This is a genomic window from Streptomyces sp. NPDC007157 (genome assembly GCF_040634235.1).
In the GTDB taxonomy this organism is placed as follows: domain Bacteria; phylum Actinomycetota; class Actinomycetes; order Streptomycetales; family Streptomycetaceae; genus Streptomyces.
This window is the reverse complement of record NZ_JBEYFE010000046.1, coordinates 24,261-50,042: the sequence shown is the minus strand read 5'-3', so window position 1 is coordinate 50,042 and position 25,782 is coordinate 24,261. Positions and strand designations below refer to the sequence as shown.

The window sequence follows — 25,782 nt, the reverse complement described above, 5'->3', positions numbered from 1 at the left end:
CTTCATCTGGGAGTCGAAGAACGTCACGATGCGCTCGATGAACGCCTACTACCTGCAGTCCTTCGGTGCGCCCTCGGTTTGTTGTGTCGCTATGCAGACTTACGGCTGTCCCTCGGATGAATCGCGATGTTCATCGCGCCGGAGCGCAGAACCGCCAGACGCTCCTCGAGGACCTCTTCGAGTTCCTCACGGGTGCGTCGCTCCATCAGCATGTCCCAGTGGGTACGCGCGGGCTTGGCCTTCTTCTCTTCAGGGCCGTCGCCGTCCACGAGGAGTGCCTGGGCCCCGCAGACCTTGCACTCCCACTCCGGCGGGATCTCCGCCTCGACCGAGAAGGGCATCTCGAACCGGTGCCCCTTCTCGCATGCGTACTCCACGGCCTGGCGCGGGGCCAGGTCGATACCGCGGTCCGTCTCGTAGCTGGTCACTACGAGGCGCGTACCGCGAAGAGCTCGCTCACTCATGAATCGTGCCTCCCGGGCTTGTCGCCCACAGGACAGGTGTCGCTGTCGTCGTCATCCGGTCAACGTCCGGTCGGCGGTAAAGATTCCCGTTCCGGGTCATGCGTCGCCGTCGTAGCCGCCCCTTGTTGTACCCACCAGCGCCCGGTTTGTCACATCTGCTAACAGATGTCACCCAGCGTTTCTGCATCTTTGACGCGCAGTAACGGTACGCCTGGCAGGCCAAACGCGTACACTACCGCTCTTCCGCGTTGAACGCTAAATCTTCCTGCTGGATCTTCCGTTAGACCTTCTGCGGAACCGGGTTGCCGGCCTCACCGATCGCCTGCCGCACCGGAACCCGCGCGAGCAGCGCGAACCCGATGACGAAGAAGACCACCAGCGAGATGATCGCCGAGCGGTAGCTTCCGGTGAGCTGGAAGGTGATCCCGAACAACAGAGGTCCCAGCCAGCTCATCCCCCGATCGCTCATCTCGTACGCCGCGAAGTACTCGGCTTCTTTGCCGGGCGGCACGAGATGCGAGAACAGGGAGCGGGACAGGGCCTGGCTGCCGCCGAGGACGAGACCGATGCCGGCCGCGAGGACGAAGAACCACACCGGCGCCCCAGCCGGCAGGAAGTACCCGGCCGCCAAGGTCACCGTCCACGCCACCAGCGACCCGAGGATCGTGCGCTTGGCCCCGTACCGCCTCGCGAGCCGCCCCATCGTCAGGGCGCCGGCCACCGCCAGCACCTGGACCAGCAGGACGGCCCCGATGAGCGTCGACTGGCCGAGCCCGAGCTCCTCGGAGCCGTAGACCGACGCCTGGGAGATCACCGTCTGGATGCCGTCGTTGTACACGAGGTACGCCAGCAGGAAGGACAACGTCAGCGGATGGCGGCGCATGTCCCGGACGGTCGCCGCGAGTTGACGCAGCCCGGGCGCCGTCGCCTCGGCCGCCCGGCCGCCCCGGTCGCGCAGCCGCCGTAGCGGTACCAGGGTGAAGACGCCCCACCACACCCCCGCCGCGGCCAGGCAGATACGGACCGCCTCCGTCTCGGAGAGGCCGAAGGAGTCGTGCGCGGAGTACAGGACCAGGTTGGCTATCAGCACCACGGAACCGGCCGCGTAGCCGAAGGCCCAGCCCCGGGAGGAGACCGTGTCGCGTTCCTCGGGCGGGGCGATCTGGGGGAGATAGGAGTTGTAGAGCATCAGGGCGACGGACTGGGCCGCGTTCGCCACGATCAGCAGCAGCCCGCCGAGCAGATAGCGGTCGCCGTCGAGGAAGAACATGCCCGTGGTCGCCACGGCCCCGGTGTACGCGGCCGCGCCCAGCAGCTGCTTCTTGCGGCCCGTGCGGTCGGCCACGCTGCCCACCAGGGGCATCAGCACGACCGCCAGGATCACCGACAGGGAGACCGAGTAGGCGAAGAAGGAGCCCGAGCGGACCGGGATCCCGAGCGGGTGCACATAGCCGTCCGCGTCGGCCGCGTGGTCGGCGACCGACGTGAGGTACGGGCCGAGGAACACCGTGAGCACGCTCGTCGAGTAGACCGAGCACGCCCAGTCGTAGAAATACCAGCCGCGCTGTTCGCGCCGCAGCTCGGTGACCTCGTCCGAGGCCCCCGCCCGCACGGTTTCGGTGCCCACCCGTGCCCTCGCCTTTCCCGCAGCAGTGCCGTCGCGCGTCTCAGACCCAGACGCCGCGGTCCTGCATGACCTCACGCAACGTGTCGATGTGATCGGTCATGATGCCATCGACTCCCAGGTCCAGGAGCCGGTGCATCCGCTCGGGTTCGTTGATGGTCCACACGTGGACGTGCAACCCGCGCGCGTGGGCGGCGCGGACGAAGCGGCGGTCGACGACCGGCACGCCCGACTGCGACTCGGGTACCTGCGCGGCGACCGCCGACCGGCGCACCGAGGCGGGCAGCCCCCAGGAGCGCAGCCGCAGCCCGACCACACCGCGGGTGCCGAACGAGGTGGCCAGCCGCGGCCCGGCGATGCGCTGCGCGCGCAGCACCCGCGCCTCCGAGAACGAGCCGACGCACACCCGGTCGTAGGAGTCCGTCCGGTCGATCAGGTCCAGCAGCGGCCGCAGCGCCGGCTCCGCCTTGGCGTCCACGTTCCAGCGGACGTCGGGGAACTCTTCGAGGAGTTCCTCGAAGAGGGGGAGCGGTTCGCGGCCCGCCACGCGCGCGTGCCGTACGTCCTCCCACGGCAGGTCGCCGATCCGGCCCGCCCCGTCGGTGACCCGGTCCAGGGTGTCGTCGTGGAAGGCGACGAGCCTGCCGTCCGCCGTGGCGTGCACATCGGTCTCGATGTACCGGTAGCCGAGTTCCACGGCGCGCCGGAACTGCACCACGGTGTTCTCCAGGCCGTCCGCCGCCCCGCCCCGGTGGGCGAAGGCGATGGGGCCGGGGTGGTCCAGGTACGGGTGGCGTATCAACGTGCTCACGGGCGAAGTATGGCCTGCTCCGATGACCCCTTGGCAACGACCGTGCTGCCTGCGGATGCCACCGGAACGGCGAACAGCTTCAGGAACAGCTGGGCGAGGGGCCCGATGGACACGGCGTAGAGCAGGGTCCCGACGCCGATGGTCCCGCCGAGCGCGAACCCCGTGACGACCACCGCGACCTCGATCGCCGTCCGGATCAGCCGGATCGAACGTCCGGTATGGCGGTGCAGCCCCGTCATCAGACCGTCTCGGGGGCCCGGCCCGAAGCTCGCCGCGATGTACAGCCCGGTCGCCGCGCCATTGAGTACGATCCCCGCCGCCATCAGCGGAATCCGCACGGCGAACGCGTGCGCGCCGGGGACGACGGCGAGCGTGGCGTTCATGGCGAGGCCGATGACGAACACGTTGGAGACCGTGCCGAGGCCCGGGCGCTGGCGCAGCGGGATCCACAGGAGCAGCACGGCCGCGCCCACGATGATCGACACTGTGCCGATGCTCAGCCCGATGTGCTCGGCGAGACCCTGGTGGAGCACGCCCCAGGGCTCCAGCCCCAGGCCCGCCTCGACGAGAAGCCCGGAACTCACGCCGTACAGGGTGAGCCCCGCATAGAGCTGGATCAGCCGTCGCCCGAGCCGGCCTCGCGTGGACAAGAGGTACCCCCTGCTGGTGATGGTGGACTGGTTCATGTCACTCTGTGGCTTGGGAGGAAAAGCCATCCATGGCCAATTCGGGGAAGGTGGACTGATTCTCATGGCGCAGTGGACCTCGGCGGTGGGTGCCGCGCAGCTCGGGCGGCTGCTCAACTCGCAGCAGGACCGCCCGGCCGGCCCCGGCACCCGGCGCCCGCCCGCCTACCGCGCGCTCGCCGACGGTATCCGCCTGCTGGTCCTCGAAGGACGCGTCCCGGTCGCCGCCCGGCTGCCCGCCGAGCGCGAACTGGCCCTCGCCCTGACCGTCAGCCGTACGACCGTGGCGGCGGCGTACGAGGCGCTGCGCGCGGAGGGATTCCTGGAGTCCCGGCGGGGCGCCGGCAGCTGGACCGCCGTGCCGGCGGGCAACCCGCTGCCCGCCCGCGGCCTCGAACCACTGCCGCCCGAGGCGCTCGGCTCGCTGATCGACCTGGGCTGCGCCGCCCTGCCGGCGCCCGAACCCTGGCTGACCCGCGCGGTCCAGGGCGCCCTGGAGGAACTCCCGCCGTACGCCCACACGCACGGCGACTACCCGGCCGGGCTCCCGGTCCTCCGCGCGATGATCGCGGAGCGCTACACCGCGCGTGGGATCCCCACGATGCCCGAGCAGATCATGGTCACCACCGGTGCGATGGGCGCGATCGACGCGATCTGCCATCTCTTCGGCGGCCGCGGCGAGCGCATCGCCGTCGAGTCGCCCTCGTACGCCAACATCCTCCAGTTGATGCGGGAGGCCGGCGCCCGGCTGGTCCCCGTGGCGATGGCGGAGGGCCTCACGGGCTGGGACATGGACCGCTGGCGCCAGGTCCTGCGGGAGGCGGCGCCCCGGATCGCGTATGTCGTCGCCGACTTCCACAACCCCACCGGGGCGCTCGCCGACGAGGACCAGCGCCGCCGGCTGGTCGACGCGGCCCGCTCGGCGGGCACGGTGCTGGTCGCCGACGAGACGATGAGCGAGCTGTGGCTGGACGAGGGGGTCGAGATGCCCCGCCCGGTCTGCGGCTTCGACCCGGCGGGCTCGACCGTGGTCACGGTCGGCTCCGCCAGCAAGGCGTTCTGGGCGGGCATGCGCATCGGATGGGTGCGGGCCGCTCCGGACGTCATCCGCAGCCTGGTCGCCGCGCGGGCCTACGCCGACCTGGGGACCCCGGTGCTGGAGCAGCTGGCGGTGAACTGGCTGTTCGGCACGGGGGGCTGGGAGCACGCGGTCGAGCTGCGCCGGGTCCAGGCCCGCCAGAACCGGGACGACCTGCTGACCGCGGTACGGCGGGAGCTGCCGGACTGGGAGTTCGAGGTCCCGCGGGGCGGGCTGACGTTGTGGGTCCGCGCGGGCGGGCTGTCCGGCTCGCGGCTGGCGGAAGCGGGGGAGCGGGTGGGGGTGCGGGTGCCGTCCGGGCCACGGTTCGGGGTCGACGGGGCCTTCGAGGGCTATGTGCGGCTTCCGTTCACCGTGGGGGGAGCGGTGGCGGAGGAGGCGGCGGCTCGACTGGCCGCGGCGGCGCGGTTGGTGGAGGCCGGCGCCTCCGGCGGGGGTGAGGCGCCGAGGACGTTCGTGGCGTAGGCGTCGGGTCGCTCATCGGCACGTGGGCCTCGCTGTCCGGCCGACGCGGACTGCAGCGCCCCTTCGAGGGGCGCGGGAACCGCGCGACCAGCCCCCAGCCTCCCGCAGCCGAACGACCACCGGCTGCCTCAGCCCTCGGCGACCGCCGCCTCCATCGGTACCGGCTGTTCCGTCAGTTCACTCCGCGGCGGCAACAGGTCCAGTACCGCCTGCCGGTCCGCGTCGCTCGTCGCGTCGTCGTACGGGTCCGGTGTGGCCGGTACCTGGAGCCGCAGTACCGGACCGTGGCCCAGCCGGGCATAGCCCCGGCCCGGCGGCATGTGGGCCAACGGAGTCGTGTGCGGCGGTGCCCCCAGCGCCGCCTCCAGCTCGTCCGGCAGCGCCGGCCCGAGCACGACACGCGCGCGCGTGTGCTGTCGTAGCGCCTCGCTCACCGCGTCCGTGCTGTCGAGGTGCTCGGCGACCACCACGGTGACGTTCGCCGCGCGGCCGTGCCGGAGCGGGGTCTGGAGCAGGGCCTGCGGGTCCTGGTGGCCGTTGGCCGAGGCCAGGTGGACGAAGGAGCCGGGGCGGTCCAGCAGGATCCACAGCGGGCGCCGGCAGTCGTCCGGCGGCGGATGGCCGGCCTGCCGTGCGCGGTTGAGGGCGATGAGCCGTCGTTCCGTCTCGTGCGCGGCCCATTCGAGGCTGGCCAGTGCCCCGGCAAGACCGCACTCCACGGCGAGGACCCCGTCCCGGCCGGAGAGGCACGCGTACTCGCCGGTGCCGCCACCCTCGATGATCAGCACGTCGCCGTACTGGAGTGCCTGCAGGGCGACGGAGCGCAGCAGGGTCGAGGCGCCGCTGCCGGGGCGGCCCATGACCAGCAGATGGGGTTCGGTGGACCGGGCGCCGGTGCGCCAGACGACCGGCGGGACGTCCCGCTGCTCCTCGCCGTACGCGAGCGGGAGGGTGCGCTGTACCTCGCTGGGATCGGTGAAGCCCAGGACCGTCTCGCCCGGCGCGGTGACGAACCGCTGGGCCGCGATGTCGGTGGGCAGCGGGGCCAGGGCGGTCACCGTGAGCCGGTTGCCCTCCTCGTCCCACGCGAAGTGGTATTCGCGGCCGCGCCCGGACTTCGCGGTGAGCAGGTACTCGATCCGGGCCCGGGCGTCGGGTTCGCCGTCCGGGAAGTACGCGGGGTAGCGGATCAGCAGCTGGCCGATCCGGCCGGCGTCGTCGAACTCGTGGGAGAGGAAGGCCTTCTCCCACTCCCCGCCGTGCGCGTACAGCGGCGCCGGGTCCTCGGCGGCCGAGAAGTACGGCACCAGGGCCTCGTACAGGGACTGGAGCCGCTGGGTCTGCGACTCGTCGGGGCCCTCCGGCGGGGGTGGGGTGCGGTCGCGGCCGTGCCAGGCGCTCGCCGCCATCAGGGTGATGACGGCGAGCAGGGGTCCGTACGGCACCAGGGCGACGACCAGGACGACCGAGGCCACCAGGAACAGCAGCGGGCCACGCTTGTCCTTGGGCGTCTCCGCCCACCTCTGCCGTCCGGCCGAGGCCAGTCGGCCCAGTCCGCGCGTGACGGTGATGAGCGGATGGAGGACGTCGGTGGCGTTGTCGGCGGCCGTCCGGGCCAGCTCCCTGCTCCGGGCGAGCTGCGCGGTGCCGTTGCTCAGAATGCGGGGGAGAGGGCGCCGGGCCACTGCTGTCTCCTGAAGGTGCGTAGGGACGGGAGGGGCGTCGTCAGAACTTGATGCCGCCGAGGAGGCTCGCAAGGCTCTCGCCGCCTGCCTTGATGCTCGGTGCGATGGCCGTGCTGGCGAGATAGAACCCGAAGAGTGCCGAGGCCGTGGCGTGCGACGGCTTCAGTCCGTCCTTGCGGAAGAAGAGGAAGACGACGATGCCGAGCACGATGACGCCTGAGATGGAGAGGATCATTTGAGATCTCCTGGTGTCGAAGGGGGACAGTCACCATGAGTTCTTCCAGGATCACAGCAGGTATCCATACTATTAAAGGTGTAAATGAGTGAAATTCGTCAGATTTCACTCGATCGGCGGATCATTCCTGACCCGGGCCGACCAGGTCGGACGGTGTCCGGGTGGGTCCGGGTGATCGTCCGGCGGCACTGCGGTGATCTTTACCTCGGGCGGTTCCGGTCATGTGCACCCTGAAGCCAGTACGCTGACGATTCACTCGTACGGCCGCGCGGCCCGCCCGTTGCCGTACGCTCCCCCCGTCCGCGGAAGTCCCCGCAGTACACAGGAGAGGCGGTCCGTTCGATGAGCGAAGCCCCCGACCCCGAGGTCGTGGAGCTGGCGACCAAGATCTTCGATCTGGCCCGGCAGGGGCGGACCGAGGCGCTCGTGGCGTACCTCGACGCGGGCGTTCCGGCCAACCTCACCAACGACCGCGGCGACTCCCTCGTGATGCTCGCCGCCTACCACGGGCACGCCGACGCGGTGCGCGAACTGCTCGCCCGGGGTGCCGAGGCGGACCGGATCAACGACAGAGGTCAGACCCCGCTCGCCGGAGCGGTCTTCAAGGGCGAGACAGAGGTCATCAAGGCGCTCATGGAGGCCGGCGCGGACCCCGCGGCGGGCACTCCGTCAGCCGTCGACACCGCGCGGATGTTCGGCAAGGCGGAACTTCTCGAATTGTTCGGCATCCACTGAACCAACCGTCCGACCAGCGAAAACACACAAAACGGGGGAGGCGGTACAGGGCCGCCGAAATTTCGGTCGCGGCAGGTCGAAGTGCCGAGTCATCATGACGTCGTGATTCACGGACGCGATGGCTGGGCAGGTGTTGCCGCACCGCGCGGGCCGTGATGCGGCCCGCATGGGCCACTGACGAGAGGCAGAGAGAGATGGTCTACAGCAAGCAAGAGACGGCGGGCGCTCCGACGTTGTGTCACGCGGCCAGGTAGTGCGTGTTCTCCGGTTGCGTCGACGCTTGATGTGAGGCTGTTTCCCATGTTCGATCCGGTCATAGCGCCCAGCGGTACGCTGCTCGGCCTGCTCCAGCGGGGCCGTGGCGACGGCACGCTGCACGCGCTCACCGCCCCGCGCGCCGAAGCGCTCGCGGCCCTGAACCACTGCGTGCTCCGCGACCCCCGCCACGACTGGCAGGTGGAGAACCGCTCCCTTTATTACGCCCGCCTCTATCTCGACCTGAACGGCGAGCTGGACGCCATCGAGGCGCATCTCTTCGACCCCGACGACGTCCTCGACACCGAGGAATCCCGCACCGGCCTCGCGCTGGCCGTGCTCGGGCACCTCGCCTCCTACGGCAGGCGGGACGCGCTCGCACTGCTGCGCAGGTACGCCGCCACCGGCGCCAACTGGGCCTGGGCCCTGGACGAGCTGGCGCTGCGCGACGACGACGCGGGCCTGTGCGCCCTGGCCGTGCCGGTGCTCGCGCGCTTCACCACGGACGCCGAGGGCGAGGCCGAGCTGGCCGCCGCCGTGCGGGACGCCTTCGAGCCACGGCCCTGGCGGCTGTGGGCCGACGATCCCCGCGAATCGATCGCCACGCGCGTGCGTGCCGCACAGGAAACCGGCTGTTTCGACCGCTGGCAGCGGCAGATGCGACCTACCGGACCCCGTCCGGGGTGGAGCGTGCGCGCGGTCTTCGAATGGGCCCAGCAGGGCGTCGAGCGGGGTGCGGCCCTCCATGTGCCGGCCGCCCGCTGCCTGGTCGCCGTGGCCGGTCCCGAGGACCGGCCGGAGATCCTCCAGGCGGCCAAGGACGGCACCGACGGGGCCCGCTGCACCGCGTTGCGTTATCTCGCCGACAGCAACGACTCCGACGCCCTGAGCCTGATCGAGGCCGCGGTGATCGACGGCACCGCCGCCGTCGTGGAGGCCGCCGTCGACGCCTTCGAACGCATGCGCAGCATCGCCGCCGTCGACCGCGCCCGCGGCTGGGCCCGCCGGCCCGACGCCCTGGGCGCCGCCGCCGGACGGATGCTCGCCTGCCGAGGCGGCGCCCAGGACAGCGAACTCGTCCTCGCGGCCCTGCGGGAAGCCGTCCGCGGCGAAGGCCCGGACGCGCCGACCCTGTGGACCCTCGTCGACGGCACCGGACGCCTCGGCATCGCCTGCGCCGCGCCCGTCCTGCGCCACGTCTACCGCGAGACCGCCTCGTCCCATCTCCGCGGCCGCGCCGCCCGCGCCCTGGCCGCCACCGATCCCTCCTTCGCCGCCGGCTTCGCCGTCGAATGCCTCTGGGACTGCGAGGAGACCACCCGCGAGATCGCCGCCCGGCACGCCGAGACCGGTGACGCCCGGGTCGTCGAACAACTCCGCCGGCTCGCCGCCGACCCAGCCGAGGAGGACGAGGTCCAGACCGCCGTCCGCAGCCGTATCGGACCGGACACACCCGCCGTGTGAGACATCGCCACGGGGGAAGACGGCTTCAACTCGGGAACCACGGGGGATCCCGCGTACGTTCCATTCGCGGAAGACGGCCCGCCAAGTGAACGACCGGTGACCGGCGGACAGGCCGGATGTGGACGCGGTCTGGCCCGCTCGGGTGTGCAGGGCAACGCTCATGGGACGTTTAACCTTCGGAAAGATCCACTTTGACGCGGCCACGTCCAGCGCGGCGACAACACCGGTATGCGTGTCGTCATCGTGACCGAATCCTTTCCCCCCGATGTGAACGGCGTGGCCCACTGCGCGCTTCAGACCGCCCGACACCTCGTCGATCGCGGTCACGTTCCCCTCGTCGTCGCTCCGGCTCCCGCCCCCGGAAACAGGCTCGCCGCGGCTGCCGCGCCGTGCCCTGTCGTCCACGTCCCCTCCCTTCCGCTCCCGGGCTATCCCCAGGTCCGCGTGGCTCTCCCCAGCCGCAGGCTCGCCGCGGCGCTGATCGAGCACCGCACGGACGTCGTCCACCTGGCCAGTCCCTTCATCCTCGGCGTCCGCGGCATGGCCGCCGCCGCCCGGCTCGGCATCCCCGCCGTCGCCGTCTACCAGACCGACCTGGCCGGATACGCCCGGACCTATGTGGGCGCCGGCGAGGCGGCCGCCTGGCGGCGGATACGGTCCGTCCACGGCGCCGCCGACCGCACCCTCGCTCCGTCCACCGCCTCGATCGGCGACCTGGAGTCGCACGGGGTTCCCCGGGTCCAGCTGTGGCAGCGCGGCGTGGACACCGTCCGCTTCCGCCCCGAGTTCCGCGACGAGGCGCTGCGCCGCGAGATCGCACCGAACGGCGAGGTCATCGTCGGCTACGTCGGCCGCCTCGCCCCCGAGAAGCAGGTCGAACTCCTCGCCGGGGTCTGCGGCCTGGAAGGCGTCAAGGTCGTGATCGTGGGCGACGGGCCCAGCCAGGCCCACCTCACCGAGGCGCTGCCCGGCGCGGTCTTCCTCGGCCGCCGCACCGGCCACGACCTCGCGCGGATCTTCGCCTCGTTCGACGTCTTCGCGCACACCGGCCCCTTCGAGACGTTCTGCCAGACCGTCCAGGAGGCCATGGCCAGCGGTGTCCCGGTCGTCGCGCCCGCCGCCGGCGGCCCGATCGACCTGGTAGACCACGGCCGCACCGGGTTCCTGGTCCCGCCGCGCGACGCGAGCGCCGTCCGCGAGGCCGTGGCCTCCCTGGTGGCCGACCCCGCGATGCGGGCCGGCTTCGGCTCCGCCGCCCGCGCGACCGTCGAGGGCCGCACCTGGGCCGCGGTCGGCGACCAGCTGATCCAGCACTACGAGGACGTCCTCGCGGCACGCCGACCGGTGGTGGCGGCATGAGCGTCCCGTCGTCAGCACCCCTGCGCATCGTCCGGCTGGCCAACTTCGTCGCCCCGTCCTCCGGCGGCCTGCGTACCGCCCTGCGCGAACTCGGAAAGGGTTTCGTGGCCGCCGGTCACGAATCGGTCCTGATCGTGCCCGGCGAGCGCTACTCGGACCGGGTCGAGGAGCAGGGCCGGGTCATCACCCTGCCCGGCCCGGTGCTGCCCGGCACCGGCGGCTACCGCGTCCTCGTCGACAAGAAGCGCGTGCAGACCCTCCTGGAGCACCTCGCTCCGGACCGCCTGGAGGTGTCCGACCGCACCACCCTGCGCTGGACCGGCCGCTGGGCCAGACGCGCCCGGATCCCCGCCGTGATGGTGTCCCACGAGACCGCCGACGGCGTCCTGCGCACCTGGGGCCTGTCCGAGAACATGTCCCGGCGCACCGCCGACGCCCTCAACATCCGCACGGCGCACACGTACGCGCGCGTGGTGTGCACCACCGAGTTCGCCGAGCGTGAGTTCATCCGGATCGGCGCGCGCAACGTCGTACGCGCCCCCCTGGGCGTCGACCTGACGGGCCGCCACCCCTCGATGCGCGACCTCGACCTGCGGGCGCGGTACGCGAGCCAGGACGAGGCACTGCTCGTCATGTGCTCGCGGCTGTCCGTGGAGAAGCGGCCCGGCACCGCCCTCGACGCCGTGGAAGCGCTGGTCCGGCGCGGCCGCCGGGTCATCCTGGTCGCCGCCGGCGACGGGCCGCTGCGGGCGCGTCTGGAACAGCGCGCGCGGGAGCGCAGACTGCCGGTGACCTTCCTCGGGCACGTCTCCGACCGGGACACCCTGGGCGCGCTGCAGGCCTCCGCCGACGTGGCCATGGCGCCCGGCCCCGCCGAGACCTTCGGGCTCGCCGCCCTGGAGGCCATGGCCTGCGGGACTCCCGTGGTCGCCAGCGCCTCCTCCGCGCTGCCCGAGGTGATCGGGTCCGCGGGGGCCACCGCGGCCGACCGTGGCGACGCCTTCGCCGACGCGGTGGAGATGCTCCTGGAGCGGCCCGGCCCCGAGCGCCGGGAAGTGGCACGCGCCCGAGCGGAGTGCTTCGGCTGGGGAACGGCCGTGGAGGCCTTCCTCGCCGCGCACGACGCGCCGGTGCTGTGCCGTCGCGACGAGAACGGAACGACGGAATCGATCCGTCGCGTCGTGCCGGAGGGCGTGGCATGAGAACGGTTCGGTTCGTGGCGCTGGGGGACTCGCTGACCGAGGGCGTGGGCGATCCCGCCGGCGACGGGTGGCGCGGCTGGGCCGCGCTGCTGGCCGGCGGACTCGCCGCGAAGGACGTGGACTTCACCAACCTCGCGGTCAGCGGGGCGCAGACCCGGGACGTACTGGAACGCCAGACCCCGGCCGCACTGGACCTGCGCCCCGACATCGTCGCCGTCGTCATCGGCGTCAACGACACCCTGCGCTGCACCTTCGACATCCACGCGGTGGCCGAACGGCTCGACAGGGTCTACGCGGCCTTCACAGCCTCGGGCGCGACGCTGCTCACCGCGTGTCTGCCCGACCCCGGCTCGATGCTCGGACTCCCGGGCGCCCTGGCCCGCCCGCTGGCCCGCCGGCAGCGTGCGGTCAACACGGTGGTGCACGCGTTGTCCGAGCGGTACGGGGCCGTCCATCTGCACGCGGCGGAGGGCGCCTGGCTCGCCGACCGCGCGATGTGGAGCGCGGACCGGCTGCACCCGTGCGAGCGCGGGCACCGGCAGCTCGCCGTCCGCTTCCACGCCCTGCTCGCCCCGATGGGCAGGGCGACGGGGACGGCGCCGTCCCCCGAGCCCGAGTTCCCGGCGCCGACCAAGAAGGCGAGCCTGTTCTGGCTGGCCACGGCCGGCACCGCCTGGGTGATCAGGCGCTGCCGCGACCTGCTGCCCCAGCTGCTGCGGCTGGCCGTCGACGAGATGCGGCACCGCCGGAAGGGCACCAGCGCACGCCTGGACCTGAGCGCGTCCGCCGCCGTGTCCGCCGCACTGGCCGCCCTCCAGCCGCCGGAGCGGCCGGCCGACGTCGCGTGAGGACGATGACGTCACACGCGGCCGAGGGCGCCGGACGCGGCGCGTGGAGGTCGGCGCCGGACGCGGCGCGCGGGCGACGGTGCCGGTGGTGACGCGCGGGCGACGACGCCGGTGGTGACGCGCGGGCGACGGTGCCGGTGGTGGCGCGGTGTTCCGGACGGGGCCGTCATGGTGGCTCAGCGACGGCGTACCGCCACGAAGCGGACCGGGATGCCCGGGACCGCCTGGGCCGCGGCCGGGAGGTCGGCGGCGCGGACCACCGCGATCACCGGATAGCCGCCGGTGGTCGGATGGTCGGCCAGGAACACCACCGGACAGCCGTCAGGCGGCACCTGGACGGCGCCGAGGACCATGCCCTCGCTGGGGAGTTCACCGGGACGGGCCCGCTCCAGGGCGGGCCCTGCCGTGCGCAGCCCGATGCGGTTGCTCGCCGACGACACGCGGTACGCGCGCGAGGTGAACGCCCGGACGGCCGTGGGCGTGAACCAGCCGGCGCGTGGACCGAGCGTCACCCGCAGCACGAGCTCTGCGGGCGGGGACGGCTGCGGTACGACGTCCACGCGCGCGTGCGGAGCCGCCGGAGTGCCCAGGGGGAGCACCGTGCCGTCCGCCAGCGGGGCCGGCCCGAGCCCGGAGAGCAGATCCGTGGCCCGGCTGCCCAGCACCGGCTCGACCGCGATCCCACCGGAGACGGCCACATAACTCCGTACGCCGGACCGGGCCGCTCCCACCTCCAGCAGTTCTCCGGCCGGAACCACCACGGGCGCGCCCCACGCGGCCGGGCGTCCGCCCACCGCGACCGGACCCGGCGCACCCCCGACCGCGACCACCACCGTCGAACGCGGTCGCACGGCACACCCGTTGAGCGTCGTCTCCAGGACGGCCGCGTCGGGGGAGTTGCCGACCAGCCGGTTGACGAGTGCCGCGGCGGGCGCGTCCAGTGCCCCGGAGCGGGGCACCCCGAGATGCGCGTACCCGGGGCGTCCACGGTCCTGGACGGTGGTCAGCGCCCCGGCCCGTACGACGACGAGCGCACGGTCGGTCATACGCCCCCCACCGGCACGAACCGCACCCGCGTACCCGGAGTCAGCAGCGCGGCCGGCACGCGCGCGTGGTCCCACAGCACCGCCTCCGTCGTCCCGATCAACTGCCAGCCGCCCGGCGAGGCGCGCGGGTACACGCCCGTGTACGGCCCGGCCAGCGCCACCGCGCCCGCGGGCACCGCCGTGCGCGGGGTGGCACGGCGCGGCACGTCGTAGCGGACGGGGAGTCCGGTGAGGTAGCCGAAGCCGGGCGCGAAGCCGCAGAAGGCGACCGTGAACTCGGTTCCCGCGTGGATGCGGGCCACCTCCCGCTCGGGCACCCGCCAGTGGGCGGCGACCTCGGCCAGGTCCGGGCCGTCGTAGCGCACGGGCAGATCGATGGCCGCACGCGCGCGTGGGGGAGCGGACGGGATCTCGGCGGCGGCCAGTTCGGCGGCCCAGCGCGCCGGGTCGTCGAGGCCGTCGAGCAGGACCGTGCGGGCGGCCGGCACGATCTCGCGGACCCTCAGCGAGCCCTCCGCACGCCGGCGCGAGAGCTCGGCGTGCAGAGCTTGCGCCTCCGCGCCGGAGCCGACCTCGATCAGGAGGGCGTCGTCACCGACGAGGTGGGTTGTCATGGCCGTGGCAGTCTCGGGCTTCGGGCTCGGGACGAGGCCCGGGCCCGTGCTCCTGCCGGGGATCATGTCCGCGTTCGTGTCCGCGTTCATGTCAGTGTTCATGTCCGTGTTCATGTTCATGCTCATGCGAAGGCCGTTACGGTCACGCCCGCCTCCGTGAGCCGCGCGCGCACCCTGCGTGCCAGCTCGACGGCGCCCGGGGTGTCGCCGTGCAGGCAGAGTGAGCGGGCGCGCACGGCGATGCGCGCGCCGGAGTGCGCGGTGACCGAGCCGGAGCGCGCCAGCTCCACCGAGCGCTCCACGACGGCCTCCGGGTCGCTCACCACCGCACCCTCGCGCCCGCGCGGGACGAGCGTCCCTTCGTCGGTGTACGCGCGGTCCGCGAACGCCTCGGTGACTGCGGGCAGTCCCGCCTTCCCGGCCAGCTCCAGCAGCCGTGAACCGGGCAGCCCGAGGACGGGCAGCGAAGCGCTCGCGAGGAGCACGCCGTCCACCACCGCGGCGGCCTGCTCCCCGTCGTGCACGACCCGGTTGTAGAGCGCGCCGTGCGGCTTCACGTACGCCACCCGCGCGCCGGCCGCGCGTGCGAAGACCTCGAGCGCGCCGATCTGATAGGCCACCTCGGCCGCCAGCTCGGCGGGCGGCACGTCCATCGCGCGCCGCCCGAACCCCGCCAGGTCCCGGTAGGACACCTGGGCGCCGATCGTCACCCCGCGCCCGGCCGCCAGCTCGCACACCCGCCGCATGGTGGCCGCGTCCCCCGCGTGGAAGCCGCAGGCCACGTTGGCGCTGGTGACGACGGACAGCAACTGTTCGTCGTCGGTGAGCCGCCAGCGGCCGAAGCCCTCGCCGAGGTCGGCGTTCAGGTCGATCGAGGTCATGGATCAGCCGTCTCTCGTGTCAGGCGACGCGGTACTGCTCGTCGCGGGTGTCGCTGATGAACATCTGGCCCGGTGCGTGCGTGATGGCGAACGGCGGCCGGGAGGCCATCACCGCCGCCTGCGGGGTCACCCCGCACGCCCAGAACACCGGGATGTCGTCGGGGCCGGCGTCCACCGGGTCGCCGAAGTCGGGCCGGCCGAGATCGTGGATGCCGAGCGCCGAGGGATCGCCGCAGTGCACGGGGCCGCCGTGCACCGCCGGGAGCCGACTGCTCTCCCGGATCGCCGCCGACAGACGCTCCGGCGGGACCGGGCGCATCGACACCACCATGGGCCCGCTCAGCCGCCCCGCCGGACGGCACGGGCGGCTGGTCACGTACATCGGCACGTTCCGGCCCTGCTCGACGTGGCGGATCGGCACCCCCGCCTCGGCCAGCGCCCACTCGAACGTGAAACTGCACCCGATCAGGAACGACACCAGATCGTCCCGCCAGTGGGCTTTCGCGTCCGTGGGCTCGTCCACCAACTCGCCGTCCCGCCACACCCGGTAGCGCGGCAGGTCGGTGCGCAGGTCCGCGCCGTCCGCGAGCACGGTGGCCGTGGCGCCGGCGTCGGTGACGTCGAGCACCGGGCACGGCTTGGGGTTGCGCTGGCAGAACAGCAGCATCTCGTACGCCCAGTCGGCGGGCACCGAGATCAGGTTGGCCTGGGTGTGGCCGGCCGCGACCCCGGCAGTGGCGCCCGTGAGGCCCTCCCGGAAGCGGGTCCGGGCGGTTCTCGGGCTCCACGCGTGCGCGTGCTCGTCGACGAGGGCGACAGGACGGTCTTCCGTACGGTTCACGTCAGTTCCTTCCCGCGCGTCTCCGGCAGTCCGAACAGGGCCAGGGCGGCGAGCCCGTACCCGGCCGCGCCGAAGACCAGCGCTCCGCCCACGCCCCAGCTGTCGGCCAGGAAGCCCACCAGGGTCGGGAAGACCGCGCCCACCGCGCGGCCCGCGTTGTACGTGAAGCCCTGCCCGGTGCCGCGCACCGCCGTCGGGTACAGCTCGCTCAGGTAGGAACCGAAGCCGCTGAAGATCGCCGACATGCAGAAGCCGAGCGGGAAACCGAGCACCAGGAGCGTGGTGTTGGCGCTGTCCGGGATGTTCGCGTACGCCAGCACACAGACCGCCGACAACAGTGCGAACAGCCAGATGTTGCGGCGCCGGCCCAGCCGGTCGGTGAGGTAACCGCCGGTCAGATAGCCGAGGAAGGCTCCCGAGATCAGGAAGGTCAGATACCCGCCGGTACCGACGACCGACAGGCCGCGCTCGGTCTTGAGATACGTCGGGACCCAGGTCGCCAGCGTGTAGTACCCGCCCTGGACACCCGTGGACAGCAGGCCCGCGAAGACCGTGGTGCGCAGCAGACCCGGCGCCTCGGCGGTGCCCGGACGAAAGATCGCGGCGAACGAACCGCGCCGAGGGCTCTGTTCGCGGACCGCGACCGCCTGCGGGGCGTCGTGCACCCGGCGGCGCAGCCACACCACGAGCAGCGCGGGCAGCGCGCCGGTCCAGAACATGACCCGCCAGGCCATGTCGTCGCCGACGAACGAGAAGACCAGCGTGTAGACGATCACGGCGAGCGCCCAGCCGACGGCCCACGAGCTCTGGATCGCACCGAGCGTGCGGCCGCGGTGCCGGGCGCTCGCGTACTCCGCGACCAGGATCGCGCCGACCGCCCACTCGCCGCCGAAGCCGAGGCCCTGGAGGGCCCGGAACACCAGCAGCGTCTCGTAGTTGGGTGCGAAGCCGCAGGCCACCGTGAAGACGGCGTAGGTGATGACCGTGATCATCAGGGCGCGGACCCGGCCGACCCGGTCCGCGACCACGCCCGCCGCGGCACCGCCGACCGCGGAGACCACCAGGGTGACGGTGGTGAACAGGCCGGTCTGGGCGCTGTTCAGGCCGAAGTACGCCGCGAGCGCGACCATGCTCAGCGGCAGGGTGAAGTAGTCGTACGAATCCAGGGCATATCCGCCGAAAGCACCGGCGAACGCCTGCCGGCCTCGCGGACCGAGGGCGCGCAGCCAGCCGAACGCGCCGTCCTCGGCGGTGCGTTCGCCCTTGCCCGGGTGCGCGTCGGAGGTCAGGGCCTGCGGTGGAGGAGTCGTGCTCATGGGCACCTCGCAGATGAGGGGACGAAGGGTGCGGGGACTGAGCCGTGCGGTGCCGTGCCAAGGTGAGCGTGCTGAGCACCGTAGAGGATCGTTCAACGATCCTTCAATACCCACGTTGTTTCGTTCCTGTGTCTGCGGTTGAATTCCGGGCATGGCAGAGCAGCTGACGGGACTGGCCGACGACCGTGCCCTCCTCGGGCGCACCAGCACCGCCGAACGGGTCTCCGACATCCTCAGGAGCCGCATCGCGGAGGGTTATTTCCCGCCAGGCACCCGCCTGTCGGAGGACGGCATCGGTGGCGCGCTGGGTGTCTCCCGCAACACCCTGCGCGAGGCGTTCCGGCTGCTCACCCACGAACGCCTGCTGGTCCACGAACTCAACCGGGGCGTCTTCGTCCGGGTCCTGACCGTCGAGGACGTCGAGGACATCTACCGCACCCGGTCCCTGGTCGAATGCGCCGTCGTGCGTGGTCTCGGCGAGCCCCCGTACGCCCTGGACGGACTCTCGGCGGCGGTCACGGAGGGCCGGCAGGCGGCGGCCGGAAATGACTGGAAAGCAGTGGGTACCGCCAATATCCACTTCCACCGGGAACTGGTCGCCCTGGCCGGCAGCGAACGCACCGACGAACTGATGCGCAGCGTCTTCGCCGAACTCCGCCTCGCGTTCCACATCGTCGACGACCCGCACGCCCTGCACGAGCCGTACCTGGCCCGGAACCGGGAGATCCTCCAGGCCCTGGAGGCGGGCGACAGGCGCGGTGCGGAGCGGCTGCTGGAGACGTACCTCACTGATTCACTGGAGCGAGTGGTGGAGGTATACCGACGCCGAGTGGACAGCGCCCCGTAAGGCTGATCGCCCCGTAGGGGCCCGGGGAACTGCGCGACAAGCCCCCACCGGCCCGCGCGCTGACGAACCACCTGCAGTCACCCGGCCCCACCGGCGGAGCCACCCGCGCCGTTTGGGTCGTTGTCAGACCAAGGACCTAGTCTGTGCACCGTGACTTCGCCTGCGACGACGGACAGCGTTCCGCCCCAGCTCAGCGCGGGGCCGCGCCCCGCACCGGGCCCGGCCGCCGACGAGGGGCTGGCGCGGCGGCTGCGCGCGCTCGCCTGCACCGCGCCGCTGCACGACCTGGACACGCGCAAGGCGAACCTCGCGGGCGAGTACTCCGTGTACGGAATGGCCGAGGTGGCCCTCGCCGCCATCGACCTGGTCACCCTGAACATGGACTTCGACACCGGTGCCGACCACGAGCAGATCGTCGCCCGGCTGATCCCGCGCATCTCCGCGCAGACCCCGCGGCGCCCCGTCGCCGAGCACGAGCGCGTGGCCCGCTGGGTCCTGGAGAACCTGATCAACGTCGGCAGCGTGGACCGCGGCTTCCGCGCGGTGTACGGCACCTTCGCGCCCGACGGGTCGTATGTCCGCCGGGACTACGACTTCAAGCTGATCGAGGAGGTGCCGGGCCCCGGCGGCACGGTGTACCTCCGCACGACCGACGAGGCGGTCAACGTCCTGGTCGGCGCCCTCGACACGGACGTCACCAGCGCCCAGATCGCCGCCGAGGTCAAGCTGGAGGTGCTGATCAACCGCGGCCGCCTCGCCGACGCGCAGCTCGCCGCCGAGCAGGCCCGCTACCGGACCGTGCAGTACTCGGAGACCCTGCGCCGCGCCCTGGACGCCACCCGGCGCAATGTCCGCGCGGTGGACTGGCTCAACGCCGTCCCCGACATGATCGCCGAGGCCCTGGACCACGTCGCCGACCGCTACCGACACGAGAACGCGATCCTCACCAACATCCGCAAGGCCCGCGACGAGACCGAGGACCCGGAGAACAAGCGGCGCGCCGCCGAACTCGTCGACATCGTCAAGGACTGCATCCGACGCCACACTCAGTTGCAGTCCCGTCTGCTGGAGGCCGGGCCGCTGTTCCGCGCGGAACAGGACCGGCAGGCGTTCGCGACGCCGATGACGACGTCCGGGACAGACCTCTACGGGCATCTCGTCGCGCCGCTGCTGCCGTTGCCGCTGGCGCAGGCGAGCCGGGTCACCGGGGCGTTCTTCGCACACGGGACCGGGCTGCGGACGCCGGTGTCGGTGCGGGTGGGCGATCTCGTCGAGATACTTCTGACGCCGCCCGTGGAGCGGGAGCATCTGGGTGCGGAGATGCCGGAGCCGGACCTGATCGCCACGCCGGACGACAGCCGGTTCAGCGAGGAGCAGCTGGCGGACGCCATGCGATTGCTGGACCTTCCGGCCGACGCGCCTCGGCGGTTGTCGGGGTTGCTGGCGGAGGCACGCAAGCGGGACCCCGAGCTGCCCTACCTGGTCGCCCTGCTGGCGGTGCACGCGGCCAGTCCGGCTGTCGGTACGGCCTACCGGCAGGGTGAGGAGAAGCTGCTGTTCGCGGTGGACGACGGCACGGAGCTGGACGATCCGGAGTTCGGCGGGGCGGATCTGATCGTGGGGACCGCTTTGCTGGACGCGGTGGGGATGGCCGCGGACCGGACAGAGGCCGCGTGATGTCGTGTGCCGGGTGCGGGTCGGTGGGGGCCGATCGCGCAGTTCCCCGCGCCCCTGAGGGGGTTGCCCATCCCTCTGTTCTCAGCACCAAGGAGTTTTCGTCGTGAACGAGTACGTCGAGGCCGAGGCGTCTGCCGGAGCGGCGCCTGCTGCCGTCACGCCCGCCGACGCCGCCGACGCGGCTCGGCTCGTCGCCTTCGGGCTGCAGCCCAAGCTGCAGCCCGCGCGGGATCAGGAGTACACCGAGCTGCTGCGGCGCTACCGGGAGGACCCGGCGTTCGCGCGGCTCGCGGACGCCGTGGCGGCCGGGCTCGGGCTGGTGGTGCTGGAGGTGTCGCCCCGCGCCGGGATGGCCGTGACCGCCGCCGAGGACTCGGTGTTCGCCGTGCGCATGGGCGACTACGCACGACGTACGTCCGCGGACGGCAGCGACCGGTTCCTGCACGGCCTCGCCCACCTCGCCGTCGCCGCGCTGGCGTTCCCGCGCCCCGAGGACCTGGCCGACGACGGCTACATCGGGCGGATCACGGTCAACGGCGTCGATGCCTTCGTCCGGCAGGCCTGCCGTCGCCTGGAGGAGCGGGCCGACGAGCTGGGGGAGAACACCGACCCGGCCACCGACGCGCCCGGTCTGGAGGCCGCCTGGCGGATCTGGGCCAGACGCAGCGCGACCGGCGCCACCAAGGACGCCCGCCGACTGGCCGGTTCCACCACCGGCATCATCGGCAAGGCGGTCGTCTTCCTCACCGACTCCGGGTTCCTCCAGCGCACCGGCGACGACCAGGGCGGCACCTACCGCACGACGGCCCGCTACCAGCTCCAGGTACGGGACATGGCCGGCAGCGCCGCCATGGCCGAACTGCTGGAACTCGGCGTCGTCCCGGTCACCGACGGCACGGCCAGCCTGCTGCCCGCCGACGACAGCGACGACCTGGTCGCCGACGCCGGGCTGCCGTTCCACTCCTGACCGTCCAGACCCACCGCACCTTTCCCCAGACTTACGAGAGTCCGCCATGTACGAGCTGTCCCGGGTCCGCCTCTACTCCATCGGGCCCGCCGGTGCGCGCTACGCCGACACCGTGCTGGACCTGCGGGGCGTCGGCCGGCCCGTGCCCGACCCGGCCCCCACCCAGGCGGAGTTCTTCGAGGAGGAGCCGGTCGGCCCGCCGCGCCGCCCCGCGCCCGCCGGCGTGCTCTTCCTGGAGAACGGCGGCGGCAAGTCGGTGCTGCTCAAGCTGATCTTCTCGGTGATGCTGCCGGGCCACCGCAACACCCTCGGCGGCGCCAGCTCCGGCGTGCTGCGCAAGTTCCTGCTCGCCGACGACTGCGGGCACGTCGCCCTGGAGTGGCAGCACACGCTCACCGGCGAGTGCGTGGTCGTCGGCAAGGTGAGCGAGTGGCGGGGACGACAGGTCTCCAACGATCCCCGGAAGTTCGCCGAGGCCTGGTACTCGTTCCGCCCCGGGCCCGGACTCTCCCTGGACAATCTGCCGGTCGCCGAGTCCACCGCCGTACGACCGCCCGTGGAGGGCGTCTCCGGGGCGCAGGGGCGGCGGCGCACCATGAAGGGCTTCCGGGACGCCCTCACCGAGGCGGGCAAGGCGTACCCGCATCTGGAGGTGCACTGGGAGGAGATCCACGACCGCTGGATCGAGCACCTCGGCGACCTCGGCCTCGACCCCGAGCTCTTCCGCTACCAGCGGGAGATGAACGCCGACGAGGGCGAGGCCGCCGGCCTCTTCGCGGTCAAGAAGGACTCCGACTTCACCGACCTGCTGCTGCGAGCCGTGACCGACACCCGGGACACCGACGGGCTCGCCGACCTGGTCGGCGGCTTCGGCAACAAGCTGGGGCGGCGCGCCGAGCTGATCGCCGAACGGGACTTCACCGCCGGGTCGGTGGATCTGCTGGGGCGGATCGTCGAGGCGGCCGAGGCGCGGGCACGCGCGCGTGACATCCACGCCGGCGCCGAGCGCCGTACCCGCACGCTCGCGCGCCGGTTGTCCGGGCGGGGCGTGCAGGAGCGGACGCGCGCCGCCGACCTCGCCCAGCGCGTCACGGCCGCGGCGTACGCCGTCACGCACTCCGAGGGCGCCCGCGAGCGCAGCGCCCTGGTCGCCGCCGAACTCGCCTACCGGCACGCCTCGCTGGCACTGGCCGCCGGTGAGAAGTCCGCCGCCGCGCAGAAGCGCGAGCTGGCCGAGGCCCGCACCCTGCACTCGGCCTGGCAGGCCGCCGAGGCCGTGCTGCGCCACCGCGCCGCCGCCGACCGCGTCGCGCGCGTGGCCGCCGTCATCCAGGAGGCCGAGCGGGACGCGGCCCCCGCGCTCGCCGCCCGCGCCAAGGCCGCCGTCGAACTCGTACGGGCCCTGCACGCGGCCGCCGGTAGCGCGGAGCACCTCGCCAACGAGGAGGAGGAGCGGTCCGCCGCCCTCCAGGAGGTCAGCGACCGCGCCCACCGGGACTCGACCTCCGCCGCCACCGAGGCACAGCGTGCCCGCAGCGAGGTCGGGCATCTGCGCCAGCGCCTCAGCGAGGTCGAGCAGGAGACCGCCGAAGCCGTCCGCGCGGGCTGGCTCGACGACAGTGCCCCGGACGCCGACCCGGCCCGCGCCGCCCTCGCGGCCAGCGACGCCGAGAAGACGGCCGTGGCCGCCTGGGACACCGCGCGCGAGGCCTCCCGCAAGGCATCCGAGCACGCGCGCGAGGCGGCCTCCGCCGAGTCCCGCGCCGAGCTGACCGCCGCCCGCGCGGCAGACGCCGCGACGGCCGCCGAGCGGAGCTACGACGCCGAGAAACGCCTGGCAGAGGCCCTGGCGGCGGAGGAACGGCTCACCGAGCTGCTGGGCCTCACCGGTTCCCGTACGACCATTCCCCGGCCCCGGGGCGAGAGCGCCGACGAGACGCTCGGCGCCGAGGAACTCGACCGGTTCGCCGACGAGTTGCGCGAGTTGCTCGACGACGCCGTCGGCTCCGCCGAACGGCATCTGTTCGAACTGCGCACCGCGGCCGCCGACGACTCCCGGATCCTCGGCGCCCTCGGCGACGGCGGGCTGCTCCCGCCCGGTCCCGACGTCCTGGCCACCGTCGAGTACCTCGGCGAGCACGGCATCCCGGCGCTGCCCGGCTGGCGCTATCTCGCCCAGGCGGTCGACCCGGCGGACCACGCGCGTGTGCTCGCCGCCCGCCCCGAACTCGTCGACGGCGTCATCATCACCGACCCGGACACCCACGCGCGGGCCCGCGAGACGCTCGGCGAGGCCGCCCTGCTGCCGCGCTCCGCCGTCGCCGTCGGCACGGCCGCCGCCCTGCTCGCGCCCACCCCGGCCACCGGCGCCACCCCGGGCGACGTGTTCCTCGTACCGCCGAACCCGGCCATGCACGACGAGCACGCCGCCGACGAGGAGCGGCAGGCGCTGCGCGCACGGGCCACCGAGCGGGACGAGGAGATCCGCGGCCTCGCCGCCAGGCTCGGCAAGGACCGCGAGCTGACCGCGCGGCTCGCCTCCTGGCGCACCGGCTGCCCGGCCGGACGGCTCGTGGAACTGGCCCAGGCCGCACGGGAGGCCCGCGCGTTCGCGGAGGAGTCGGAGGCCGAACTGGCCGAGGCACGGACGGTGCGGGCCGAGACCGAGGAGGCGGCCGCGGAGACCGCCCAGGTGCGCGACGAACGGCAGGAGGCCGCGCAGAAGGCCCGGCGCGCCGCCGACGCTCTCGCCGGCCTCGCGTTCCGGCTGCGCGAACGGGCCGGCTGGCAGGTCAAACTACGGGAACTCGCCGACGAGGCCACCGAGTCGGAGGCCCGCGCCCAGTCCTGCCTGGAGCGCGCCCGCGTCGCCGACGAGGACCGGCGCGGCGCCCAGCGGGCCGCCGACGACGCCCGCCGCACCGCCCGCGCGCTGCGCGCCGAGCGCGCCGAGATCGCCGGCGCCCCCGACGACGTACCGGAGGCCGACGAGGACGCGCCCAAGTCCTCGCTGCCCGCCCTCCGGGAGGCCTACCGGGCCGCCTCACAGGTGTACGAGAAGGTCGGCGTCGGCGCCGACCTCCGTGCCGAGCAGGCCCGTTCGGAGAGCGACGAGAGCGCCGCGCTGACGGAGCTGGAACGGCTGACCAACAAGGTCCGCACCCGCGCGGAGCAGCTGCTGCAGTCGCCCGACGGCTCCGACGGGCCGTCCCGGCAGGCCGCCGCCGCCCGCGCGGAGGAGCTGGTGCAGCTCCTGGAGACCCGGATGTCCACCGCGAGCGAGCAGCTCGGACGGCTGCGGGGCGAGGCCGAACGGCACGCCCCCGAGGACGGCGAGGTGCACACCGAGCTGCCCGAGGAGCTCCAGCCGCGCGACGCCGAGCACGCGCAGGCCCTGCTGCGCACCGCGACCGCCGAACTCGCCACCCGCACCGAGGCCCTGACCCAGGCCCGCGAGGCACACGCCGAACTGCTGGACGCCCACCGCGCGGCCGAGGACGCGGCCGGCGGCTTCGACGAGATCGCCGCCATGCTCCGCGACCTGCTGCGCGAACACGTCACCGAGGAGGAGCAGGAGGAGCCCGAGCCCTACCCCGGCACCCTGGAGGAGGCCCGGCAGTCCGCCGCCGAGGCCCGCCGGTCGCTGCGCGGCTGCGCCGGTGATCTCTCCGCCGCCGAGTCAGCCGTGCGCGAGGCGAGCGATGTGCTCGTGCGGCACGCCAACTCCACGCGGTACGAAGCGGTCCGGACGCCCGCACGGCAGCAGATCCGTGAACTGCCCGCCTCCGCGCTGCCCGAGCACGCCCAGAAGTGGGCGGACGCCTTCGCGCCCCGACTGCGGGTGCTGACCGACGAGTTGGCCCAGCTGGAGCGCAACCGCGATTCGATCGTGGACCGGCTGCGCGGGCTCGTCGAGTCGGCCCTCGCCACCCTGCGGTCCGCCCAGCGGCTGTCCCGGCTGCCCGAGGGGCTCGGCGAGTGGTCCGGGCAGGAGTTCCTCCGGATCCGCTTCGAGGAACCCGACCAGGCCACGCTCACCGAGCGGCTCGGCGAGGTCGTCGACGAGGCGACCCGGGCCGCCGTGAAGAAGAACTCCGACCTGCGGCGGGACGGAATGTCCCTGTTGCTGAGGGGGGTCGGGGCGGCCCTGCAGCCGAAGGGGGTCGCCGTCGAGATCCTCAAGCCGGACGCCGTGCTGCGCGCGGAACGGGTGCCGGTGGGACAGATGGGGGACGTGTTCTCCGGTGGGCAGTTGCTCACCGCGGCCATCGCCCTGTACTGCACCATGGCCGCACTCAGGTCCAACGACCGCGGGCGCGACAAACACCGGCACGCCGGGACGCTGTTCCTCGACAACCCCATCGGGCGGGCCAACGCGACCTATCTGTTGGAGCTGCAGCGAGCCGTGTCGGACGCGTTGGGCGTGCAACTGCTCTACACCACCGGACTGTTCGACACCACCGCGCTGGCCGAGTTCCCGCTGGTCATCCGGTTGCGGAACGACGCCGACCTCCGGGCCGGGCTGAAGTACATCAGCGTGGAGGAGCACCTGCGCCCCGGGTTGCCGCAGCAGCCACAGGCGGGGGAGGTCGGGCACAGCGAGATCACGGCGACCCGCATGTTCAAGAGGCCGTCGGCCTGAGGTGTTCAAGAGGCCGTCA

At 72.9% G+C, this 25,782-nt stretch carries 21 protein-coding genes; 10 read left to right on the top strand and 11 right to left on the bottom strand.

Annotated features, from left to right (window positions below):
• Positions 1 to 89: 89 nt before the first annotated feature.
• From ABZ642_RS44420 to ABZ642_RS44405, 4 genes are all read right to left on the bottom strand, one after another.
• Entirely contained in the window at positions 90 to 464 is a 375-nt protein-coding gene (locus tag ABZ642_RS44420; RefSeq protein ID WP_010046329.1) for an RNA polymerase-binding protein RbpA, read from the bottom strand.
• Positions 465 to 744: 280 nt separating this feature from the next.
• Complete coding sequence (locus tag ABZ642_RS44415; protein WP_360496817.1) at positions 745 to 2,091, bottom strand: MFS transporter; 1,347 nt, start codon at positions 2,089 to 2,091, stop codon at positions 745 to 747.
• 40 nt (positions 2,092 to 2,131) lie between these two features.
• Complete coding sequence (locus ABZ642_RS44410) at positions 2,132 to 2,899, bottom strand: glycerophosphodiester phosphodiesterase (RefSeq protein ID WP_360496814.1); 768 nt, start codon at positions 2,897 to 2,899, stop codon at positions 2,132 to 2,134.
• A complete protein-coding gene (locus ABZ642_RS44405) occupies positions 2,896 to 3,585 on the bottom strand; it encodes a hypothetical protein (protein WP_360496812.1) in 690 nt (229 codons plus the stop codon). The genes ABZ642_RS44410 and ABZ642_RS44405 overlap by 4 nt, the downstream gene beginning before the upstream one ends.
• A 64-nt stretch (positions 3,586 to 3,649) precedes the next feature.
• On the opposite strand from ABZ642_RS44405, the gene ABZ642_RS44400 reads away from it, so the two are divergent.
• Positions 3,650 to 5,149 (top strand): PLP-dependent aminotransferase family protein, encoded by a 1,500-nt coding sequence (locus ABZ642_RS44400; RefSeq protein ID WP_360496809.1) that lies wholly within the window; start codon positions 3,650 to 3,652, stop codon positions 5,147 to 5,149.
• Between the two features lie 128 nt (positions 5,150 to 5,277).
• Here the strand turns inward: ABZ642_RS44400 and ABZ642_RS44395 are convergent, their stop codons facing one another.
• Entirely contained in the window at positions 5,278 to 6,834 is a 1,557-nt protein-coding gene (locus tag ABZ642_RS44395) for an ABC transporter ATP-binding protein (protein WP_360496806.1), read from the bottom strand.
• A 40-nt stretch (positions 6,835 to 6,874) separates the two neighbouring features.
• Positions 6,875 to 7,069 carry a hypothetical protein gene (locus ABZ642_RS44390; RefSeq protein WP_089103318.1) on the bottom strand — a complete coding sequence of 65 codons (195 nt, stop codon included), beginning with the start codon at positions 7,067 to 7,069 and terminating at the stop codon, positions 6,875 to 6,877.
• A gap of 342 nt (positions 7,070 to 7,411) precedes the next feature.
• On the opposite strand from ABZ642_RS44390, the gene ABZ642_RS44385 reads away from it, so the two are divergent.
• From ABZ642_RS44385 to ABZ642_RS44365, 5 genes are all read left to right on the top strand, one after another.
• Positions 7,412 to 7,804 carry an ankyrin repeat domain-containing protein gene (locus ABZ642_RS44385; protein WP_360496802.1) on the top strand — a complete coding sequence of 131 codons (393 nt, stop codon included), beginning with the start codon at positions 7,412 to 7,414 and terminating at the stop codon, positions 7,802 to 7,804.
• Between the two features lie 300 nt (positions 7,805 to 8,104).
• Positions 8,105 to 9,523 (top strand): HEAT repeat domain-containing protein, encoded by a 1,419-nt coding sequence (locus ABZ642_RS44380; protein ID WP_360496799.1) that lies wholly within the window; start codon positions 8,105 to 8,107, stop codon positions 9,521 to 9,523.
• A 228-nt stretch (positions 9,524 to 9,751) separates the two neighbouring features.
• Positions 9,752 to 10,882 (top strand): glycosyltransferase family 1 protein, encoded by a 1,131-nt coding sequence (locus ABZ642_RS44375; protein ID WP_360496796.1) that lies wholly within the window; start codon positions 9,752 to 9,754, stop codon positions 10,880 to 10,882.
• Positions 10,879 to 12,084: a glycosyltransferase gene (locus tag ABZ642_RS44370; protein ID WP_360496793.1), complete on the top strand. Its 1,206-nt coding sequence runs from the start codon at positions 10,879 to 10,881 to the stop codon at positions 12,082 to 12,084. The genes ABZ642_RS44375 and ABZ642_RS44370 overlap by 4 nt, the downstream gene beginning before the upstream one ends.
• On the top strand, positions 12,081 to 12,932 hold the full coding sequence (locus tag ABZ642_RS44365; protein ID WP_360496790.1) for an SGNH/GDSL hydrolase family protein: 852 nt from the start codon (positions 12,081 to 12,083) through the stop codon (positions 12,930 to 12,932). The genes ABZ642_RS44370 and ABZ642_RS44365 overlap by 4 nt, the downstream gene beginning before the upstream one ends.
• A gap of 176 nt (positions 12,933 to 13,108) precedes the next feature.
• On the opposite strand, the gene ABZ642_RS44360 is transcribed toward ABZ642_RS44365, so the two are convergent.
• The 5 genes from ABZ642_RS44360 to ABZ642_RS44340 form a co-directional block, all read right to left on the bottom strand.
• Entirely contained in the window at positions 13,109 to 13,978 is an 870-nt protein-coding gene (locus ABZ642_RS44360) for a biotin-dependent carboxyltransferase family protein (protein WP_360496788.1), read from the bottom strand.
• A complete protein-coding gene (locus ABZ642_RS44355; protein ID WP_360496825.1) occupies positions 13,975 to 14,592 on the bottom strand; it encodes an allophanate hydrolase subunit 1 in 618 nt (205 codons plus the stop codon). Before ABZ642_RS44355 ends, ABZ642_RS44360 begins: the two co-directional genes overlap by 4 nt.
• A 122-nt stretch (positions 14,593 to 14,714) precedes the next feature.
• Positions 14,715 to 15,473, bottom strand: coding sequence for a 5-oxoprolinase subunit PxpA (locus tag ABZ642_RS44350; protein ID WP_360496785.1), 759 nt, complete (start codon positions 15,471 to 15,473; stop codon positions 14,715 to 14,717).
• A 19-nt stretch (positions 15,474 to 15,492) separates the two neighbouring features.
• Positions 15,493 to 16,314, bottom strand: a complete 822-nt coding sequence (locus tag ABZ642_RS44345) for a putative hydro-lyase (protein ID WP_360496782.1) — start codon at positions 16,312 to 16,314, stop codon at positions 15,493 to 15,495.
• Complete coding sequence (locus tag ABZ642_RS44340; RefSeq protein ID WP_360496779.1) at positions 16,311 to 17,630, bottom strand: MFS transporter; 1,320 nt, start codon at positions 17,628 to 17,630, stop codon at positions 16,311 to 16,313. The genes ABZ642_RS44345 and ABZ642_RS44340 overlap by 4 nt, the downstream gene beginning before the upstream one ends.
• Before the next feature lie 151 nt (positions 17,631 to 17,781).
• Between ABZ642_RS44340 and ABZ642_RS44335 the strand changes: the two genes are divergently transcribed.
• The 4 genes from ABZ642_RS44335 to ABZ642_RS44320 all read left to right on the top strand — a co-directional run bounded on the left by ABZ642_RS44335 (position 17,782) and on the right by ABZ642_RS44320 (position 25,763).
• Complete coding sequence (locus ABZ642_RS44335) at positions 17,782 to 18,477, top strand: GntR family transcriptional regulator (RefSeq protein WP_360496776.1); 696 nt, start codon at positions 17,782 to 17,784, stop codon at positions 18,475 to 18,477.
• Between the two features lie 150 nt (positions 18,478 to 18,627).
• Positions 18,628 to 20,154: a hypothetical protein gene (locus tag ABZ642_RS44330; RefSeq protein ID WP_360496773.1), complete on the top strand. Its 1,527-nt coding sequence runs from the start codon at positions 18,628 to 18,630 to the stop codon at positions 20,152 to 20,154.
• A gap of 103 nt (positions 20,155 to 20,257) precedes the next feature.
• On the top strand, positions 20,258 to 21,121 hold the full coding sequence (locus ABZ642_RS44325) for a hypothetical protein (protein ID WP_360496770.1): 864 nt from the start codon (positions 20,258 to 20,260) through the stop codon (positions 21,119 to 21,121).
• A gap of 46 nt (positions 21,122 to 21,167) precedes the next feature.
• Complete coding sequence (locus ABZ642_RS44320; protein WP_360496767.1) at positions 21,168 to 25,763, top strand: hypothetical protein; 4,596 nt, start codon at positions 21,168 to 21,170, stop codon at positions 25,761 to 25,763.
• Positions 25,764 to 25,782: the final 19 nt, after the last annotated feature.